General features: G+C 62.1%; 19 protein-coding genes. 7 read left to right on the plus strand and 12 right to left on the minus strand.

Translation table 11 applies throughout. The features are described from left to right. Nucleotides 1-98: 98 nt before the first annotated feature. Both AB8A38_RS08030 and AB8A38_RS08035 read right to left on the minus strand, forming a co-directional pair. On the minus strand, nt 99-491 hold the full coding sequence (locus tag AB8A38_RS08030; RefSeq protein ID WP_315841602.1) for a carboxymuconolactone decarboxylase family protein: 393 nt from the start codon (nt 489-491) through the stop codon (nt 99-101). 33 nt (nt 492-524) lie between these two features. Further along, a complete protein-coding gene (locus AB8A38_RS08035) occupies nt 525-1,493 on the minus strand; it encodes a Bug family tripartite tricarboxylate transporter substrate binding protein (protein ID WP_315841601.1) in 969 nt (322 codons plus the stop codon). Nucleotides 1,494-1,629: 136 nt separating this feature from the next. On the opposite strand from AB8A38_RS08035, the gene AB8A38_RS08040 reads away from it, so the two are divergent. Then, a complete protein-coding gene (locus tag AB8A38_RS08040; protein WP_315841600.1) occupies nt 1,630-2,529 on the plus strand; it encodes an amidohydrolase family protein in 900 nt (299 codons plus the stop codon). Nucleotides 2,530-2,535: 6 nt separating this feature from the next. Next, a complete protein-coding gene (locus tag AB8A38_RS08045) occupies nt 2,536-3,222 on the plus strand; it encodes a GntR family transcriptional regulator (protein WP_315841599.1) in 687 nt (228 codons plus the stop codon). Nucleotides 3,223-3,243: 21 nt separating this feature from the next. On the opposite strand, the gene AB8A38_RS08050 is transcribed toward AB8A38_RS08045, so the two are convergent. From AB8A38_RS08050 to ccmI, 4 genes are read right to left on the minus strand one after another with little or no spacing between them, the layout of a single operon-like run. Continuing rightward, nucleotides 3,244-3,741, minus strand: coding sequence for a cytochrome c-type biogenesis protein (locus tag AB8A38_RS08050; RefSeq protein WP_315841598.1), 498 nt, complete (start codon nt 3,739-3,741; stop codon nt 3,244-3,246). Nucleotides 3,742-3,745: 4 nt separating this feature from the next. Further along, nucleotides 3,746-5,728 carry a heme lyase CcmF/NrfE family subunit gene (locus tag AB8A38_RS08055; protein ID WP_439085618.1) on the minus strand — a complete coding sequence of 661 codons (1,983 nt, stop codon included), beginning with the start codon at nt 5,726-5,728 and terminating at the stop codon, nt 3,746-3,748. Further along, nucleotides 5,725-6,213 (minus strand): cytochrome c maturation protein CcmE, encoded by a 489-nt coding sequence (ccmE, locus tag AB8A38_RS08060; RefSeq protein WP_315841596.1) that lies wholly within the window; start codon nt 6,211-6,213, stop codon nt 5,725-5,727. The genes AB8A38_RS08055 and ccmE overlap by 4 nt, the downstream gene beginning before the upstream one ends. 6 nt (nt 6,214-6,219) lie before the next feature. After that, nucleotides 6,220-7,338: a c-type cytochrome biogenesis protein CcmI gene (ccmI, locus tag AB8A38_RS08065; RefSeq protein WP_439085619.1), complete on the minus strand. Its 1,119-nt coding sequence runs from the start codon at nt 7,336-7,338 to the stop codon at nt 6,220-6,222. Nucleotides 7,339-7,711: 373 nt separating this feature from the next. On the opposite strand from ccmI, the gene AB8A38_RS08070 reads away from it, so the two are divergent. Together AB8A38_RS08070 and AB8A38_RS08075 are read left to right on the plus strand one after the other, a co-directional pair. Continuing rightward, nucleotides 7,712-8,329, plus strand: a complete 618-nt coding sequence (locus AB8A38_RS08070) for a glutathione S-transferase family protein (RefSeq protein ID WP_315841594.1) — start codon at nt 7,712-7,714, stop codon at nt 8,327-8,329. Between the two features lie 57 nt (nt 8,330-8,386). Continuing rightward, nucleotides 8,387-10,462, plus strand: a complete 2,076-nt coding sequence (locus AB8A38_RS08075) for a 2Fe-2S iron-sulfur cluster-binding protein (RefSeq protein WP_439085620.1) — start codon at nt 8,387-8,389, stop codon at nt 10,460-10,462. 59 nt (nt 10,463-10,521) lie between these two features. Here AB8A38_RS08075 and AB8A38_RS08080 read toward each other — a convergent pair whose 3' ends face one another. From AB8A38_RS08080 to AB8A38_RS08105, 6 genes are all read right to left on the minus strand, one after another. Beyond that, nucleotides 10,522-11,901 (minus strand): hypothetical protein, encoded by a 1,380-nt coding sequence (locus AB8A38_RS08080; protein ID WP_439085621.1) that lies wholly within the window; start codon nt 11,899-11,901, stop codon nt 10,522-10,524. Between the two features lie 99 nt (nt 11,902-12,000). Continuing rightward, complete coding sequence (locus AB8A38_RS08085; RefSeq protein ID WP_315841591.1) at nt 12,001-12,471, minus strand: RT0821/Lpp0805 family surface protein; 471 nt, start codon at nt 12,469-12,471, stop codon at nt 12,001-12,003. A 98-nt stretch (nt 12,472-12,569) separates the two neighbouring features. Next, nucleotides 12,570-13,946 carry a sensor histidine kinase gene (locus AB8A38_RS08090; protein WP_439085622.1) on the minus strand — a complete coding sequence of 459 codons (1,377 nt, stop codon included), beginning with the start codon at nt 13,944-13,946 and terminating at the stop codon, nt 12,570-12,572. A 22-nt stretch (nt 13,947-13,968) separates the two neighbouring features. Further along, nucleotides 13,969-14,634, minus strand: a complete 666-nt coding sequence (locus AB8A38_RS08095) for a response regulator transcription factor (RefSeq protein WP_089267078.1) — start codon at nt 14,632-14,634, stop codon at nt 13,969-13,971. A gap of 75 nt (nt 14,635-14,709) precedes the next feature. Next, complete coding sequence (locus AB8A38_RS08100) at nt 14,710-15,282, minus strand: 3TM-type holin (protein ID WP_439085623.1); 573 nt, start codon at nt 15,280-15,282, stop codon at nt 14,710-14,712. Nucleotides 15,283-15,284: 2 nt separating this feature from the next. Then, a complete protein-coding gene (locus AB8A38_RS08105) occupies nt 15,285-16,067 on the minus strand; it encodes a glycoside hydrolase family 19 protein (protein ID WP_439085624.1) in 783 nt (260 codons plus the stop codon). Nucleotides 16,068-16,329: 262 nt separating this feature from the next. On the opposite strand from AB8A38_RS08105, the gene AB8A38_RS08110 reads away from it, so the two are divergent. The 3 genes from AB8A38_RS08110 to AB8A38_RS08120 all read left to right on the plus strand — a co-directional run bounded on the left by AB8A38_RS08110 (nt 16,330) and on the right by AB8A38_RS08120 (nt 18,956). Then, nucleotides 16,330-16,713, plus strand: coding sequence for a hypothetical protein (locus AB8A38_RS08110; RefSeq protein WP_439085625.1), 384 nt, complete (start codon nt 16,330-16,332; stop codon nt 16,711-16,713). Between the two features lie 73 nt (nt 16,714-16,786). Then, the gene (locus AB8A38_RS08115; protein WP_439085626.1) at nt 16,787-17,455 is read left to right on the plus strand and encodes an FkbM family methyltransferase; all 669 of its coding nucleotides are present in this window, start codon (nt 16,787-16,789) and stop codon (nt 17,453-17,455) included. Between the two features lie 25 nt (nt 17,456-17,480). Continuing rightward, complete coding sequence (locus tag AB8A38_RS08120; protein ID WP_439085627.1) at nt 17,481-18,956, plus strand: radical SAM/SPASM domain-containing protein; 1,476 nt, start codon at nt 17,481-17,483, stop codon at nt 18,954-18,956. Nucleotides 18,957-19,012: the final 56 nt, after the last annotated feature.

Raw genomic sequence — 19,012 nt, forward strand, 5'->3', positions numbered from 1 at the left:
AATTAAGGTTTGGTAATCTGGGAGATGCAGGTGTGGCGGGGTGACGCAGGGAAAAACGCGCCTGAATCACCCCGATATCGGCAGATGCAGCGGCGGTATCAGCCGGTCTTTTGACCCGTCTCCGGGAACAGACCGGCCAGGATTTCGCCGGCCATGTTGAAGGCTGCAACGCCGCGGAACAGCGCCGCGATTCCGGCGCTTGCGTGCAGTTCCTCGAGCGTGGCCCCGGCCTTGATCGCAGCCTTTGCGTGATTGGCAGCAGCTTCGGACGTCTGGACCAGCAGGATCGCGAACGACATCAGTTGCACTGTCTTCTGATCCAGCGCCGTCGGCGTCAGCGCCGCAATCCGCCAGTCCTCCAGCGCCGTGACCAGAGCGGGATCGACCCGCATGCCCAGTTCCAGCCGCTTGGCGATCTTCGGCGGCGTGAAGCCAATCATCCCCTCGTAGCGGGATTTCAATTCGTCGAGCTCAGCAATTTTCTTCGTCATATGATTCCCGTTTTCAAATCGATCTTGAGGTCCCTACTCGACCTTGGCACCCGCTGTCTTGACCACTTGGCCCCATTTTTCCGACTCGGCGCGCAGAAACGCCGCGAACGCGTCGCCTGACAATGTGCCGGGCTCGGCGCCGACATCGGCGAGACGCTTCACCATGTCGGGGTCCTTCAGCACCTTGGTCACCCCGTCGATCAGCACCTTCGTCACATCCGGCGGCATCTTGGCCGGCGCGACGAGGCCAAACCATGACGACGCCTCGAAATTCGCGACACCCGCCTCCGCCATGGTCGGCAGCTCCGGGAACAGAGGCGAACGTGCTGCGCCGGCGACAGCGATCGCGCGGATCGTGCCGCCCTGAACCTGCGGACGAACCGCCGGCATATTGTCGAACATCATCGGGATCTGACCCGCGATCAGGTCATTCATTGCAGGTGCCGCGCCGCGATAGGGCACGTGGACAATATCGATGCCGGCACGGGCTTTCAGTAACTCGCCCGCCAGATGATTGGTCGATCCCAAGCCGGACGAGCCGAAATTGAGTTTGCCCGGCGACGCCTTGGCGAGCGCGATCAGCTCAGCCACCGTCGTCGCCTTCACGCCGGGATTGACGGCCAACACGATCGGAACCGATGCGATCAGTGCCACCGGCGTGAAGTCCTGCGCGGGATTGAAGGGGAGTTGCGCATAGAGCGACTGATTGACCGCGAGCGGTCCGGGCGCCGTCAGCAGCAACGTATAGCCATCAGCGGGCGAGCGCGCGACTGCATCCGCGCCAATGTTGCCGCCGCCGCCGGCACGGTTATCGATCACCACCGGCTGTCCCCAGAGCTCCTGCAGCTTGGTGCCGAGCAAGCGGGCAACGACGTCGTTCGATCCACCGGCCGGAAACGGCACCACGATCTTGATGCCGCGTTCGGGAAATCCTGCATGGGCCACCTGGCCGACCAGCGAAACCATGACCAGAGCCACCAGTGCAGAAACCACGTGCCGCATGCGAACCTCAAAATAATCGATTTTTCTTGCTTCGTCGATTTTATGTTGGCACTACTTAAGGCTGTCGTCAAATCGACTGATTGCCACCGTTTATTTTCAGCGAACAAAGATCGCTTATTTGAAGGGAGTTGCCACGATGAGTGCGCATACGCCTGGCGCCCCACCGAAGCCCTGCCCCGGCCCCGACCGCCATCCGAAGCGTCCGGCATTCGTGATGCCGCGTGGTGCCTGCGATACCCATGTCCACGTCTTTGGTCCGCAGGCCGAATTTCCGTTCAGCGAACAGCGCAGCTACACGCCCGAAGACTGCACCTATGACGACCTGATGCAGCTCCACGAAACGCTCGGGATCGACCGCGCCGTCATCGTGCACGGCGGTGCTCACGGCACCGACAATAGCGCGACGCTCGCGGCCCTCGACCTCAATCCGCGACGGCTGCGCGGGGTTGCCGTGATCCCGTCGGGCCTGCCGCAGCAGGAGCTGGAAGACATGCACCTCCGCGGCATGCGGGGCTGCCGGATGTCCACCGTCGTCAGCGGCGGCGCATCTTTCGCGCATTTGCGCGGCCTCGCGGACGAGACGTTCGATTTCGGCTGGCATCTCGTGCTGCATTTCAACAGAGCGAGCGAACTGGTCGACGTCGCGCCGCAACTGATGCAGGTCCGTAGTCCGTTCGTGCTGGATCACCTCGCCCGGATCAGCGCTGCGGAAGGCGTTGACTCCGAACCGTTCCGAACCTTGCTGGGATTGCTCGACACCGAGCGCTGCTGGATCAAGCTCGCCAGCCTGTATCGCCTCTCTGCAGAGCCCTATCCGCATCGCGACATGCTGCCGATGATCGCGCGCGTGGTCGAAGCGCGCCCCGACCGCATCCTCTGGGGCAGCAACTGGCCGCATCCGATCTGCCCGGTCGCGATGCCGAACGATGGCGACCTCGTCGATCTCATCCCGCTCTGGCTGCCGGATGCCAAAGCGCAGCAAATGGCACTGGTGGATAATCCGGCTTCGCTCTACGGTTTCGGGAGCATCGGATAGGCCATCATGAGCACCGCACGCACCACCACGGCCGGCGCGATCCCGACCACATTGTCCACCACGCTGGTCGCCCGCTTGCGGGACTCGATCATGCGCGGCGAGCTGATGCCCGGCAGCAAACTCAATCTCGATCGCCTGCGCACCGCTTTCGGCGTCAGCCTCAGCCCGCTGCGCGAAGCGCTGTGTCGTCTGGAGAATGACGGGCTCGTCGCGCTGATCGACCAGCGCGGCTATCGCGTCACGCCAGTCTCTGCGAGCAATCTTGCCGAGATCATCCGGCTGCGCGTCGAACTCGAAGGCCTCGCCGTCAAGGAAGCCATCGAACATGGCGACGTCGCCTGGGAAGGACGCGTGCTCGGCTCGCTGCATCAGCTTAGCCGCTGCAAGCGCGGCTCACGCTCGGCCGCCGAACAGGAAGCCTGGGAGATTGCGCATCGCGCCTTCCACGCCGAACTGATCTCGGCATGCCAGATGCCGCTGCTGCGGCAGTTCTGTGCGACGCTGCACGACCAGAGCGATCGCTATCGTCGCATCTTCCTGAAGAAGCATCAGCCGGATCGCGATGTGCCTGCAGAACACACGGCCATGGCCCATGCGATGATCGAACGGCGCACCCGCGATGCAACGCGGATCTTGAAGGAGCACATTGAACGCACGGGTCGGAATATCCAGGCGGTGTTACCGGCCGAATAGACCGCCGCGGCAACAGCTCCACTAGGTCGATGTCGTCTCGTTCTGCGCCGCGATCAGCTTTTCGATCCGCGCCTCTTCCTCGGCGGTGAGTTTCATCACGGCATCATCATCGCTGCCGCCTGCACTCCCGCGCCGCCGGTTGTGCCACCACAAGGCGAAGCCACCACCGATCAGCACCAGTGGCGTCAGCAGCCACAGCAGCAGCGTGTGCAGGTTGAGCCGCGGCTTCAGCAGCACGAATTCGCCATAGCGCGCCACCAGGAAATCCAGCACCTGCTTGTCGCTTTCGCCGGTGGCGATGCGCTCGCGTACCAAGAGACGCAGGTCGCGCGCCAGCGGCGCATCGGAATCGTCGATGGACTGGTTCTGGCAGACCATGCAGCGCAGCTCCTTCGACAGGTTGCGCGCGCGGCCTTCCTGGGCCGGGTCCTTCATGATCTCGTCCGGCTGCACCGCATGGGCGAGCGGCGCACCGAGCAGGAACATGACGGCGATGAGGCTTGCGACAATGCGTGTCACGCCGTCACTCCGCCGGCTGCAATGCGCGCGATGCCTTTGCCGGCTTCGGCGCGCCGACGCGTAGCCGCCGGTCGGACAGTGACAGCAGTCCGCCAAAAGCCATCAGCACCGGTCCCCACCAGATCATCAGCACCAGCGGCTTGTGATACATCCGCACGGCAACCGCGCCGCCCGCGGCTTCCTCCCCGAGCGAAATATAGAGCTGGCTGGCGCCGCGCGAGAGCAGCGCGGCTTCCGTGGTGGAGGACTGCCGCGCCGCGAAGTTGCGTTTCGACGGTGTCATCTCGCCGATCTCGTCACCACCGCGCGTCACCCTGAAGCGTGCGATGCTCTCACGGAAATTCGGCCCCTGCCGCTGCGTCACATCCTTGAGCGTGAGCTCATAGCCGGCAAGCTTCGCTACATCGTTCGGCTGCATGGTGCCGATATATTCAGTATTCCACGTGCTCTCACAAACGATACCGATCAGCGCGACGCCGATGCCGGCATGAGCGAAGGCCGTGCCCCAGGCGGCACGCGGCAATCCGCGCGCGCGACGGAATGCGGCGCCGAACGGCAGGCGAAACAGCATGGTGCGCTCGGCGATATCGACGATCGATCCGGCAATGACGAACACGCCGAGCCCGATCGCCAGCGGTGCCAGCGCCGCACCGCCCGTGGTCCATGCCCAGATCAGTGCCACCGCCAGCAGCGCAGCAATACCCGCCGCCATCAGCCGCTGCGTGACACCTCTGAGATCGCCACGCTTCCACGCCAGCAACGGCCCGAACGGCATCGCCAGCAGCAGCGGCACGAACAGCGGCCCGAAAGTGAGATTGAAGAACGGCGCGCCGACCGAGATTTTCTCGCCGGTCAGCATTTCCAATGCCAGCGGATACAGCGTGCCGATGAACACCGTGGCGCAGGCCGTGGTGAGGAACAGATTGTTCAGCACCAGCGCGCCTTCGCGCGAGATCGGCGCGAACAATCCACCCTGCTTCAGCGACGACGCGCGCCACATATACAGAGTCAGGCTGCCGCCGATGAACAGGCACAGGATCAGCAGGATGAACACGCCGCGCGTCGGGTCCGTCGCAAAAGCATGGACGGAGGTGAGGACGCCAGAGCGCACCAGGAAGGTGCCGAGCAGCGACAGCGAGAAAGTCAGGATCGCGAGAAGTATGGTCCAGACCTTCAGCGCATTGCGCTTCTCCATCACCACGGCGGAATGCAGCAGCGCGGTGCCGGACAGCCATGGCATCAATGATGCATTCTCGACGGGATCCCAGAACCACCAGCCGCCCCAGCCAAGTTCGTAATAGGCCCAGTACGAGCCCATCGCGATGCCCAGTGTCAGGAAGATCCATGCCACCAGTGTCCATGGCCGCACCCAACGCGCCCAGGCGGCATCGATACGCCCTTCGATCAGCGCGGCGACGGCGAAAGAGAAGGCGATGGAGAAGCCGACATAGCCGAGATAGAGCATCGGCGGATGCACCGCGAGGCCAATATCCTGCAGCACCGGATTGAGATCGCGGCCCTCGAGCGGCGGCTGCGCCAGCCGCAGGAATGGATTCGAGGTCATCAGGATGAACATATAGAACGCCGCAGCGATCCAGCCCTGCACCGCCAGCACATGCGCGCGCAGCGACAGCGGCAGATTATTGCCGAAGGCGGCGACGAGCCCGCCGAACAGTGCGAGGATCGACACCCACAGCAGCATCGAGCCTTCGTGGTTTCCCCACACACCGGTGATCTTGTAGAGCAGCGGCTTTGCGGAATGCGAATTCTCGAACACGTTTGCGACGGAGAAATCCGACGTGACGTAGAGCGTCGTCAGCGCGAGAAACGACAGCCCCGCAAACAGCAACTGCGCCAGTGCCGTGGAGCGCGCGACATTCATCAATGCGGGATCGCGCAGGCGCGCACCGACGATCGGCACCGTCGACTGGATGAGCGCCAGCGCGAGCGCCAGCACCAGTGCGTAATGTCCGGCTTCGGCAATCACTGCGTCACCACGGGCTTGGCAGCGCCCTGCGACATTACCGGCTTGCCGTCAGCGCCTTCCTGCCACCGCCCCTGCTTTTTCAGCGCGTCAGCGACTTCCTTCGGCATGTAGTTCTCGTCATGCTTCGCCAGCACGGTGTCGGCCTTGAACACGCCCGACGCATCCATCGCGCCTTCGGCAACGACGCCCTGCCCCTCGCGGAACAGATCCGGCAGGATGCCCTTGTAGTTCACCGGCAGCGTTGCTCCGCCATCGGACACCTTGAAGCTGACAGCCAGATTGTCGCCGCGCACCAGCGAGCCCTGCTCGACCATGCCGCCGAGACGGAAGCGCTTGCCGACCGGGATCTGCTTTTCGGCAACCATCTGCGGTGTCGAGAAGAACACGATGGAGTCGCGCAGCGCGTTGAGCACGAGCCCGGCCGCGATGGCGAGCACCACGAGCGCTCCACCGATCATCGTCAATCGTCGCTGCTTGCGCGTCATTGGAAGTCACCCATCCAGCCCGGAGTCTTTCAGGCCATCGTTCAGCTTGCGCAGCCGCTCGGCGTCCGTGCCGACCGCCTCCCGTGCATCCGCCAGCGCGCTCTTTGCCTTGTCGCGCTCACCGAGCACCATATAGGCACGCACCAGCCGCAACCATCCCTCGACGTCGCTGCCGTCCTGCTTCAGCCGCGTGGCAAGGCGGTCGACCATGCCTTGGATCATCGCATTGCGGTCGCCTGCATTCATGCCCTGTACCGACGCGATCGTATCTTCCGACAGCGCCGGCAGGTTCGGGCCTGATTTCGGAGCGCTGCCGCCGACGCGCGCCAGAGCCGCCGTGACCACCGGACGCCACGGCGCATCCGCAGGTCCCTTTGCCAGCATGTCGCGCCAGATCACCGCAGCGTCGCTGCCACGCCCATCCTGCTCGGCCGCGAGGCCCAGGAAGTAGCGTGCCTTGACCTCACCGGCATCGAGCGCGACAGCGCGTTCGAATTCGGTCTTGGCATCCGCGGTGATGACACCATTGGCGGCCATCGCCATGGCCTCGCCGAGATCGGCGCGTCGCGCAGCCGTATCGCCGGCATAGGTGATCGCATTGCGGAACGCGCGCACCGCGTCGTCGGTACGGCCGATCTTCGCCAGCACCGGTGCCAGCACGGTCCAGCCGCGACCGTCGGTCGGGTTTTTCTCGAGATGCTGCTCGACCTGTGCGACGAGATTGTCCAGCGGCTGGGTGGGACTCGGCGACTGATTGCGCGCGGCGAGCGGAAAGTCCGGCATGGCAGGCGAACCGAGCGGCAGATAGAAGCCGACGGCCAGCAGCGGCAGGCCGATCAGCGCCACCAGCGCCACCGCGCGGCGAAACCCAGGACTGCTGCCCACGGACGCCGCGCCCTCCGCATCAACGGCCGCCAGCAGACGACGGCTGATCTCGACACGCGCCGCTTCCGCCTCGGTCGGCCCGATCAGGCCGGCGGTGGTATCGCGGGAGATTTCGACGAGCTGATCCCGGTAGACGGTGGCCTCGGTGCCCCCCGCATCGGAGCGGGTCCGGCCAAGCGGCCACAACACGGCGAAAGTCGCCGCGGCGGTCATCAAGGCGAACACAAACCATAAGGCCATCAATGGGTTCCGGCGTAGTCTTGAGTCGATCTAAACGACATCTTTGCCGGGTTACACCATGACCACCGACGCCGCGCAATTGACTTTTATGCCATCGCGACGTCCGGCGGCTTGTTCTGGATCAAGGATTGCGGCGGCTGCGAGCCCGCTTTCCGAGTAACGCCCCTCCGTGACGTGGATGTTCTCCGGGAAGCCCCATCGACGCGATTGACGAAACCGCTATCGGCCCTGTCGCGCGCCGACAAAAGCCGCGGTTATTTCATCCGGTGCAATGATGAAGTGCGCAGAGCGTGCATTCTCGCGCGCCGGATCATGAAGCAACTTGCATTCGCTGAACGGGAATGAACCCGACCACGAATTCAGGATCAAGATAATGAAGCTCTATCACCATCCACTGTCCGGCCACTCTCATCGCGCGCATCTGTTCGCTTCGCTCCTTGGCCTGCCCCACGAACTCATCGAGGTTGACCTGAAGTCGGGCGCACACAAGACGCCGGATTTCCTTGCGCTCAATCCGTTCGGTCAGGTGCCGGTCCTCGATGACAGTGGCACCATTGTCTCCGACTCGAACGCCATACTCGTTTATCTCGCCAAGGCATCCGGCCGAGCCGAGTGGCTGCCCGATGACGCGAAGGGAAGCGCGGCCATCCAGCGCTGGCTGTCTGTCGCTGCAGGCCAACTGGCCTATGGTCCTGCCGCTGCACGGCTGATCACCGTTTTCGGCAGGAACTTCAATCCAGAGGAAGTGATCTCGCGTGCGCACGCCTTGTTGGCACTAGTCGAAGCGCATCTCGCCGATCGCGACTGGCTCGTTGGCAATGGTCCGACCATCGCGGATGTGGCGCTCTACAGCTACATCGCAAGCGCGCCGGAAGGAAATGTCGATCTGTCCGGCTATCCGAAGGTGAACGCCTTCTTGCGCCGCATCGAAGCGCTGCCCGGCTTTGTGCCTTTCGCCAAGACACCCGTCGGCCTCGCGGCTGCGGCTTAACTGCGTGTGTCGGGCGTATCCAGGCATACGCCCGACACCGCTAACGAGAGCGGACCGATGACCGACACCATATCGCTATCAAAACTGGACATCTGGCACGCCGGCGAGAAGGCGATCCAGGAAAAGGTCGGCGTTTCGGCTCATATGGATGAGCTCGGCAAGCGTATCGTGCGCGATTACATGCCGACGCAACACCGGGATTTCTACGCCCAGATCCCCTTCATCGCGCTCGGCAGCGTCGACGGCGCAGGCGACGCATGGGCCACATTTGTCACCGGCAAACCCGGCTTTATCTCATCGCCAACAGCGCAATCGCTCGATATCGATGTCGTCAGGGAGCCAAGCGATCCCGCCAGCGAAGGTATGCACGAGGGCGATGCAATCGGCCTGCTCGGCATCGAACTCCACACGCGCAGACGCAATCGCGTCAACGGCATCATCGGGCCGTCGGACAATGACGCCATTCATTTTGACGTCGACCAAAGTTTCGGCAATTGCCCGCGCTACATCCAGCTCCGCGATTATGAATTCGTCCACGATCCACGCGAACTGTTTACGGGAAATATCGAAGAGAAAGCCGAAATCGACGCAACGGCACGCCGCATGATCGAAGCCGCCGACATGTTCTTTGTCGCGTCCTATGTCGAGCGAGAATCCCGTCGACAGGTCGACGTCTCGAGCCGCGGCGGCAATCCCGGTTTCGTGCGCATTGCCGACGACGGCACGCTCACAATCCCGGATTTCGCCGGCAATCTCTTCTTCGCCACGCTGGGCAACATCCTCGTCAACGGCAAAGCCGGGCTCTTGTTTGTCGATTACGCGACCGGCGACGTTCTGCAGATGACCGGTGACGCCCGCGTCATCCTGGACTCGCCAGAGATCGCCGCCTTCCAGGGCGCCGAGCGCCTTTGGCAATTCAACGCGCGGCGTATCGTTCTTCGGCGCGGTGCCCTGCCCCTGCGCTGGGCGTTCCAGCCGGACGGATGGGCGCCGAGCACACTCATGACAGGCAGTTGGGAGCAGGCGGCCGGTCGTCTGCGGGCTGCAGAACTTGCGACCAAATGGCGGCCGTTCAAGGTCATCAACATCGTCGATGAGAGCGCAACGGTCAGGTCGTTCCATCTGGAGCCGACTGACGGCGCCGGCCTCCTCCCTCATCGCGCCGGACAGTATCTCCCGATCAGACTGCCCATTGACGGAGCGGAAAAGACCGCCATCCGAACCTATACGCTGTCGGTCGCGCCTTCGGATCACGTCTACCGCATCAGCGTCAAACGCGACGGACTGGTATCGCAACGGCTGCACGACGGCATCAAGGTCGGCGACGTCATCGAAGCGCGGGCGCCGGCCGGCGAATTTACAATCGATGCCGCCGAGGAGCGGCCGGCGGTGCTGCTGGCGGGTGGCATCGGCATCACACCGATGCTCGCGATGCTACGGCACGTGGTCTATGAGGGCCTTCGAACGCAGAAAGTTCGGCCGACCGTCCTGGTTCAGGCAGCCCGCGCGAAGCAGGATCGCGCTTTCGGGAGCGAGCTGGACGAACTCGAAAACTCGGCAGGAGGAGCCGTCCGCATTATCCGCGTTCTCGGCGATGTCGCGGATGCCGACGAAGGCACCGACTACGACGCTGCAGGGCGCATCGACATCGCCCTGCTGTCACGCTTCATGCCGATGGAGGACTACGATTACTATCTCTGCGGACCTTCCGGATTCATGCAGTCGATCTATGACGGTCTTCGTGCACTGAACATCGCTGACAACCGTATCCACGCGGAGGCATTCGGCCCCGCGTCACTGGTGCGAACCGTCGACAGCCCGGCGACAGCACCGGCGCGCCGGCCATCGTCGTCGACATCGGTGCATGTGGTGTTCGCGGAGTCTGCGAAGGAAGCGCGCTGGACACCTGTGTCCGGCACGCTGCTCGACCTCGCCGAATCCCGAGGCCTGAGCCCCGATTTCGGTTGTCGGGAGGGACATTGCGGCACCTGCCGAACGAAGCTTCTGGCGGGAACGGTCACCTATGTCACAGAACCTGCCGCTGCGGTGGCCGACGACGAAGTGCTGATCTGCTGCGCCGTCCCGGCCGCACGTGACGGCAGCGAAATCAATCGCATTCAATTGGCGCTCTGATCTCGGGATGAGGCGATGTGGATGTCACGTCGCCCACGAGCCATTTCGCATCGCCTGGCCTAGCCGGCCCGCTTCGGCTTGCGCTCGACCACGACCATGGCCTGTTCGGCGGCGCGGCTCATCAGCGAGGCGTATTCCTGGCCGAACAACACCTGGCAGAAGCGGATAGCGGCCTTGGCCTGCATCTGCCGGTAGCTACGGACGCGGGCATCGCCGGCGCGCAGCGACTGCACCAGCGACTCCGTGGATTTCTCGACATATTGCTGCAGGTCGGAATAGGTCCGCAGCGTCACCTCGTTGATGGCCAGTTCGCTGGCATAGGTCCGGCACACCGCGACGAAATTGATCAGCGCCACGGTCTCCTCGACCTCGGCGAAATCGATCGTCGCCGTCGCGGCAATATCCTTGTCGGGGCGCTGGCGCAGCAGACGCCGCACCCTGCCCGGCACGCTCTCGATCTCCGACTGCAGCGTCGAGGAAATCTCCACCCGGATCGCCGCCATCTGGCGCCCCCAGGTCGAGTCGTTGCGCATGTCGAGTTCGGTGCGCAGGCCGCGCACGCCGTCATGAGTGATCTTGAGATGTTCGGGCGCGCTGTCGAGCTTGCCACGCCTGATATCGGAGCGCAGTTCGGCTGCGACGCGATTGAGATCGGACAGCGCCATGGTCACGGCAACGCCATAGGGCGTGGCGGCCACGCGGATTTCATCGTCCGAGGCCGCGATCTTCACCGCCAGACGAATGATCTGCCATGGCGCCGCCAGCCGCTGCATCACCAGCGAGAGTGCGAAAGGCAGCACCTGCGGCGTGGTCAGCGTCGGCACGTTCAGCGCGCTATTCACCGAGGCGATCTGGCTATCACCGAAGCTGCGCAGCACGCTCGGCAGCTTGCCGGCAAAACCGTCGAGTTGCTCGCGCGCCTTCAGCACCGCGCCGATGGACGGCAGGTCCTCGACAGCATGGGTCGGCCCGATGCGGGCCGCGCCGCGATTGCCCGACGTGGCAGCGGTAATGGCGGCTGCTGCCGCCTGCTGGAATTTCTTGACGGCACGTTCAATGTCAGAAGCGCCCGGCTCAGGCGATGCAGAAACGGCCGCTTCGAACTCGCGCACGGCGTCTGCGGCGTCGCGCTCCAGCCACTGCCAGATCGGCAGCAGCGAGGCGCGCCGGATCTGTCCGGGCCGGACATTGCCGACGCCTTCCACCAGGAACGGCTCGAGCGATTTGAAGACGAGACGGGTCGGATCCTCGACCCGCGGGCGCACTGCATTCTCGTGGCCGCGAACCACGCCGCGCAGCAGGTCGAGCACGAAATTGGCGACCACGACGTCTTCGCCGCGCTCGATCGCGCGCTCATATTCGCGCATCAGCAGCATCTGCGACTGCTCGGGCAGTTGCGCCAAATACTCCCGCAAGCGATCGATCGAGGTTTTGTTCATGCAGCCTAGGAATCCGTGCTTTCCGGTCGATCTACAACCGAAAATCGCCACCGATTTTTGTAGCAGGCGCCCCGTTAAGAAGGCGTTGAGGAACCGGGATCAGGCCGCCGCCCAGGTGCCTTCAGGGCTGCGGCAGGCGGTGCCGCGGGCGGTCTTGAGGTCACCATTGACGGTGACGGTGTGGGAAAAGCCGCGGCATTCCCGTCCCTTCTGGTTGTAGGCCGGTCCGGCAACGATATTGCCATAGCGTCCCGACGTGGCGTTGCGCCACGGGACCGGCGCGCCGGGTGCACCGCGGTCGAGGGCGGCGATCTGGGCCTCGTAGGCCAGCCGGCGATCCTCATCGTTCAACTGCGCGCCCAGCTTGGCGCCGATCAAGCCGCCAAAGGCGGCATTGGTCACCGCCGCCGCTGCGTTTTCCTCGGACAGGCCAACGGCCGACTTGGTGCTGCTATAGGCCCGGGCGATCGTATCGGTGCCGAGGCTCAGCCCGCCGTCCGACGTCGTCACGTCGCACCCACCCAGCGCCAGCGCAACAGCGACAACACAGAAGGCGTTGAACTTGACCATGGACCGCAGACCCCAAACGCAAACCGGAACACAGGAAACGTCAAAGACGTTACGAACGGGATAATTCGGGCGACAACGGGGCGCAAGAAGGCCGGAACTCAGACACCCGGCAGCACCAGTTCGGCCCGCAGCCCGCCGATCGGCGCCTTGCCAAGCGTCAGGCTACCGCCATACAGCGCTGCCAGATCGACCACGATGGACAGACCCAGACCTGACCCCGGCTTGGTCTCGTCGAGCCGCTGGCCGCGGCGCGCGACCTGGGCGCGCTCGGTATCGGACAGCCCGCGTCCGTCGTCATCGACGATGATCCGCAGCTTCGACGCCGGATCGGCACCACCGGTGCGCTCGACCTGCACGCCGATGGTGACGTGGGAGTCCGCCCATTTGCAGGCGTTGTCGACGAGGTTGCCGACCATCTCCTCGATGTCCTGTTTTTCACCACGGAATTTCGCCGCGGCATCGGCCTCAAGGTCGATGGTGATGCCGCGATCCCGGTGAATCTTCTGCATTGTCCGGCACAACGCCTCCAGCGCCGGCGCGACATCGGTGACGGTGCCGACGATGGTGACGCGCGCCGCGATCCGCGCACGCTCGAGATGATGCGTCACCTGATCGCGCATCACATCGGCCTGCTCCAGCACCTTGCTCGCAAAGGCGTCGATACCACGGCTGTTCGCCTCGTTGACGATCACCGACAGCGGCGTCTTGATGGCATGGGCGAGATTACCGACATGGGTGCGCGCGCGCTCGACGATGGCGCGGTTGGCATCGAGCAGCGCGTTCATCTCGCCCGCCAGAGGTGAGATCTCGACAGGGAATGTGCCCTCCAGCCGCTCGGCACGGCCGGACCGGATATCGGCAATGGCATCCGACATGCGCTTCAGCGGCGCAAGGCCGAAACGGACCTGGAAGATCGTGGTGAGCACAAGCACGATCGAGAGTGCAGCGAACGTGCCGCCAAGATAATAGTCGAAGGTGCGGGTTTCCTCGAAAATCTCGGTGGCGTCGCCGGCGACGCTGATGCGGAATTTGCCGTCGGCGCCGAGATCGACGGGACGCTCCACCATGCGCAGGCGCTGGTCTTCCGGCCCGTCAACATAGCCCTGGCGGATGCCCGACGCCGTCAGCTCGATACCTTGATCCTCGAGCTTGGGCAGCTTCTTGTCCCACAGCGAGCGCGACGCCCGCATCTCGGTCTTCGCGCCTTCGGTGGGCGCGATTTCCCAGTACCAGCCCGACAGCGGCAGTTCGAACAACGGCTCACCGAGCGATGGCGCATCGTGATCCGGCGCGTCCGGCGGATTGGCGACTTCCGCCACCAGGGTACGGAGATAGAGATTGAGGCGGCGATCGAAGGCGCGCTCGGTGGCGCTGCGATAGACCGAGGACAGGACGATGCCGGTGATCAGGAGGATCACCACCACCCAGGCCGTCGCCGACAGGAACAGCCGCGTTGCGAGCGAGCTGTTGCGCATCAGCGCATGATCCCGGAGATGATCACGGCTGCGGCGGCGTGAGCAGATAGCCGAGGCCGCGCACGGTCTGGATGATATCGACGTCGAGCTTCTTGCGGATACGGCCGACGAACACCTCGATGGTGTTGCTGTCGCGATCGAAATCCTGATCGTAGAGGTGCTCGACCAGTTCGGTGCGCGAGATCACCCGGCCGGTATGGTGCATCAGATAGGACAGCAGCCGGTATTCGTGTGATGTCATCTTGATCGGATTGCCGGAGACGCTGACGCGGCCGGTGCGGGTATCCAGCGACACAGGTCCGCAAGTGAGCTCCGACTGGGCGTGACCGGTGGAGCGGCGCAGCAGCGCGCGGATACGGGCCAGCACCTCTTCGAGGTGGAACGGTTTGGCGACGTAATCGTCGGCGCCGGCATCGAAGCCCTGCACCTTGTCGCTCCAGCGGTCGCGCGCGGTGAGGATCAGCACCGGCATGATGCGGTTGTTGCGGCGCCAGGCTTCCAGCACCGAAATGCCGTCCATCTTCGGCAGGCCGATATCAAGCACCACGGCGTCGTAGGGCTCGCTGTCACCGAGGAAATGCCCCTCCTCGCCATCGAAGGCGCGATCGACGACATAGCCGGCATCGGTCAGCGCCGTGGTGAGCTGACGGTTGAGATCGGGATCATCTTCGACAACGAGCAGGCGCAAATGACTTCTCCGCGTTCACAATCCGAATTGATGCCCGGACGCGTGAACACTCCATGAATGGCGACGGCGCCAACCTTACTTTTTCTTCACGACCGCTTTCACCAGCTTCTCGACCATGCCGGGTGAATCCTGCCCGGTGAGTGCACTGACCTTTTCGCGGGTACGGCCGCTGATATAGACGCCTAGCACGCCGAAACGGAACCCCCAATAGGTCACCAGCAGCGCCGTGGCATTGACCAGCGCATTGATGGTCTGGATGTCGCCGGTCCAGAATTCGTGCATCAGAACACACCACAGCGCGGCGCATTCTACCGTCAATTCCAGCGCATAGGCCGGCCGCCACCAGCGCTGCAGCGGATCGTCGCTGGCGATCTCGGCGCGGATCGTCGCCTGGGTCTCTGATATCGCCGCGCGCTGGGCCTCCGCCTCGGCGCGGATCATGTCAGCCCAGTGCGCCTCGGCTTCAGCCAGCTTGACCGGATCGGCCGCGGGGAGCGCCGCCTGCACCGCCGCCGGCGTCAGCATCACCGAGCCCACCGCCTTGGCGAGGATCTCGCCGGCCACGCCGCCGAGCGGACCGCCCAATGCCGTCCCCAGCATCGGCGCCCCCAGCGCAATCACCTGTTTGGCAAGGTCACCCCAGTCCATGGTCATGTCCTCCGGAAAGCCGCGACTACAGCGGCAATGAAAGCGGAAAGATTGGTGGGCTTATTGGTGGGCTTGGCTGTCGGCAGTTCGGGCGCCAGCGGCGGCGATGCGATCACGGGCGGTAGCCCCACGGACGGCGCTGGCGCCAGCGACACATCGCGCAGCGCAGCCTTCCATTTCGCCAGCCACGCCTTGCGCTCGGCGAGGCCGATGGTGCCGCCATTGAGCCGACGGGTGACACCGACGATATCGTCGGCTTTCGCGAATGGCAGGCAGCCGCAATTGATGAAATCCGACACGGCGCAAGTGAGGAAGTAACGCGGATCGATCAGGTAGTCGGGTTGGCTGACCACATCGATCCCCGTGGCCTTCTTGACCCGCTCATAGCCTTCGCGGCCCGTCGTCTGCGATCCGCCCCGGCCGCGGAAATTCCAGCCGTCGTCGGAACCGACGCGGTTGCCCATGCGGCCGTTATAGACCTTGTTGGCCAGCGCCCGCGGATTGCCGGCATAAGGCTGCGCACTCGCCATCGTCGGAAACCGCGACGGCCAGACCTGCATCATCCGCCCGGCGCTGTAGTTCATGTTCTCGACGACATCGCGCCCTGCTCCGCATTCGTGTGATATCTGCGCCATCACATGGGCGGCGAGCAGCGACGTGGTGATGCCATAGCGCGCAAACACATCGGGTGCCGCTGCGATGATACCCGCACGCAGTCCGGCCATACAGCTGTCGCCTTGCGGCCACAGACGCATCAACGCCTCAGCGAGTGACGGCTGCTGCATCGATCTCTCCTGCTCATTTGAAGATGGACAACCCGGCCGCCGGGCCAATCGGTCGGCGACGGCGACGCTCGCGCCAACACGCGCAACAAAGTTGCAGCGCCGGCAATGTCGCTGTGAAGAAGTTGTGAAAAACTGCTATTCTTTGATAGCGAATCGCTTTTTGCATTCGGGGCACCTTGTCAACGCGATCTCTCGTTTTGCGTCTTGCCCAAGTCCGATACGACATTTGACCCGTCGAATTATATGAGCTGGGGAGCGTCCATTGCCTATCGCGTTTCATCAGATCAAACAGTTCACCGATTGCTCCGTCACCGCAGATCCGTCAGGCTTCAATATTCAGACCGGCGACCAGCTATGGTCGTTTGCGGCTTTTCTGCCGGTGCTATCGACATCGCGGCGACCCGGAGCAGTCATCATCGAACTCGAATGCCAAGTGCGCAAAGGCATGATCGGTGTCGCGCTGGTAAACCGCGCCCACGAATTCCTCGGCTCCGAACAAGTCATCACCATCGATGACGCACCGTCCATCTTGGTCGAATGCGACCGCGCCGACCTGATGCGTGGCATGATCTTCCGCAACCTCAGCCCTGACGGCCGCAGCGAGGCGCTGGTGCGGAACATAGAAATCGCGCCTTCAACAACCTGAAGTTCCACAATCTAAGGTTTACCTCGCCAAATTCTCCAGATAGCGTTGCGCAATCTGAGGGTGAGGATATTGCGTGTCAAAATTATTGAGCGATCAGATTTCCATTATAGGCAGCAACGCCAGATGCATATTCGATATCGGATCGCATACAGGAGCGACTACCCTAGAGTACTTGGACCATTTTCCGGAGGCGAGACTGCTAGCGCTGGAGCCTGAGCCTAGTAATTTTGACACGGTCTGCCGCACTCTCGCTCCATATTATGAGCGCGTTGACATACTCGACGTTGCATTGGGCCAAAGCGACGGACGTACGGTGTTCCACGTTAATTCTCATAACGGAACACACTCGCTGTTGCCCATCGGGGACATCAGCTATTGGGCGGCGCCCGAAAAGGAAATCGCGAAGATAGAGGTCAGGATGCGCTCTCTCGACAGCATCGCCGCGGAGAGGAACATTGATCTAATCGACATCGTAAAGATGGATATTCAAGGGGGGGAGTTGCTCGCCTTGAAAGGCGCTACGGAACTACTCTCGAAGGCGAGTATTTCGGCACTCGTCCTCGAAGTTGAGTTTAAACCTCTATACGATGGGCAACCCATGTTCTGGGATATCTGCGCCTATCTTCAGAATTTTGGATACTCCTTCTACAATCTATACGAGCCCTTCTATCACCCTCGCAATGAGCGAACTCTTTGTTGGAGTGACGCAATCTTTTTGAGCCCTCGGCTCTGTCAGATCTAGGCTGCGTGGCTGGTGGAGCGCGTTCATGAGTATTTTTAAAGAATTTCTTCGGCGAGTGCGAGAAGGCAAGAACTCGGCAATAGACGTAGAGGGTCTGCTAGCTGACTTTCGAATATCTCATAGCTCATTGAATGATCGAGGAATCATTGTCCATGGACCAATAGGTCCCAGTCGCGTCTATCTAGCAGCAATTGGTCAAACACGCCTCCCCTCTAACACATCACTCTTATCACTCGTTCAGGCTGCGGAGAAACTTGGATTTGCGATAGCTCCACAATCGGACGATTTTGGCGAACTGGTTGCAGTTACAGAAGCGACCAAATTGTCGCTTAATTCGGCACCCGACCGCTGGGTGGAGAAACTTCTTGGCAACAGCCCAAAAGAATATCTGGCCGCACTACATCCAATGATCCGCGAAATATCTCCGATCATTGAAGAACAGATGGTGGCAACACTTCACAAAACGGCCTACCCAAAAAATTTCGTATTCGAGTTCGCCAATGTCTGCAATTTAGCTTGCCCAATATGCCCTCGCCATCACCGAGCAATTCCAGACGCACTTATGAGCCTAGCTTCAGCGAAAGACGTTATTCGCGACCTGGCAGAGGTGAATGAAGAGCTCACTTTGTACCCATATTATCTCGGGGAGACGCTCATTCACCCCGACTTCATCGAATTGGTCGACTTCATTCTTGAGTTCCCAAACATCCAATTGAACATCGTTTCAAATGGAATTCTTTTAGATAAGAAAATCTCGGAGAAGCTACTTTCTCGAAAGATCAAGAGTTATCATTTTTCCCTTCATGACTGCGACACCGCGCTGCACGAAGGCGTCCACCCGAGGCATGCCATATCGGCTCGAAACGTACTGGACTTCCTAAAGATGGCGGAGCCGATCCGCACCAACATTTGGGTTGGCGTATCCATGGTCCCAATCCAACTGGATGAACGAGCGGTCGAAGAATTTCGCGAATTTTGGCAGCCAGTCGTAAATGCCGTAAACATCTATGCGTATCTCACGCCGGAACGGCGCATTTCCGACCCTGCGATCGAGGAAGCTTTCTCCGGCTTTTTTCTCCCCTGTTCGTCCCCATGGGTTCAGCCTGTTATCTCCGTTGATGGGACCGTACTTCCGTGTTGCTGGGACTACGAGCACACAATGAAGATGGGAAACGTCTTCGAAAAACCTTTTAAAGAAATCTACGAGGGAGCCCCCTTTAGGGAACTCCGGCAGGCATCATTGGACAAAAATCTGGATCAGTTTCCCACCTGTGCCAGCTGTTCAAAATGGATCGACTATCTGCCGTCATTCCGGCCCGTCGATATGGAGCATTTCATGTTCCAAAGTACGGGTACCTATCTTTCTTTCCAGACGAAGGACATACAGCCACATATCGTTCACGAACGGCAACGAGAGCTTCAGATCGAAGGAAACGGTAGACAGCACCTCCCGATCCATCGCGCAGGGCGTCCACAAGCGAGGCGCGGATTTCTGCGGTAACTCGCGCCACTCGTCGCTCAAACATCAGAATTTGTCCGTGCATGTGCGTACTAGCT

The sequence above is a fragment of the Tardiphaga sp. 839_C3_N1_4 genome, assembly GCF_051811045.1.
In the GTDB taxonomy this organism is placed as follows: Bacteria; Pseudomonadota; Alphaproteobacteria; order Rhizobiales; family Xanthobacteraceae; genus Tardiphaga.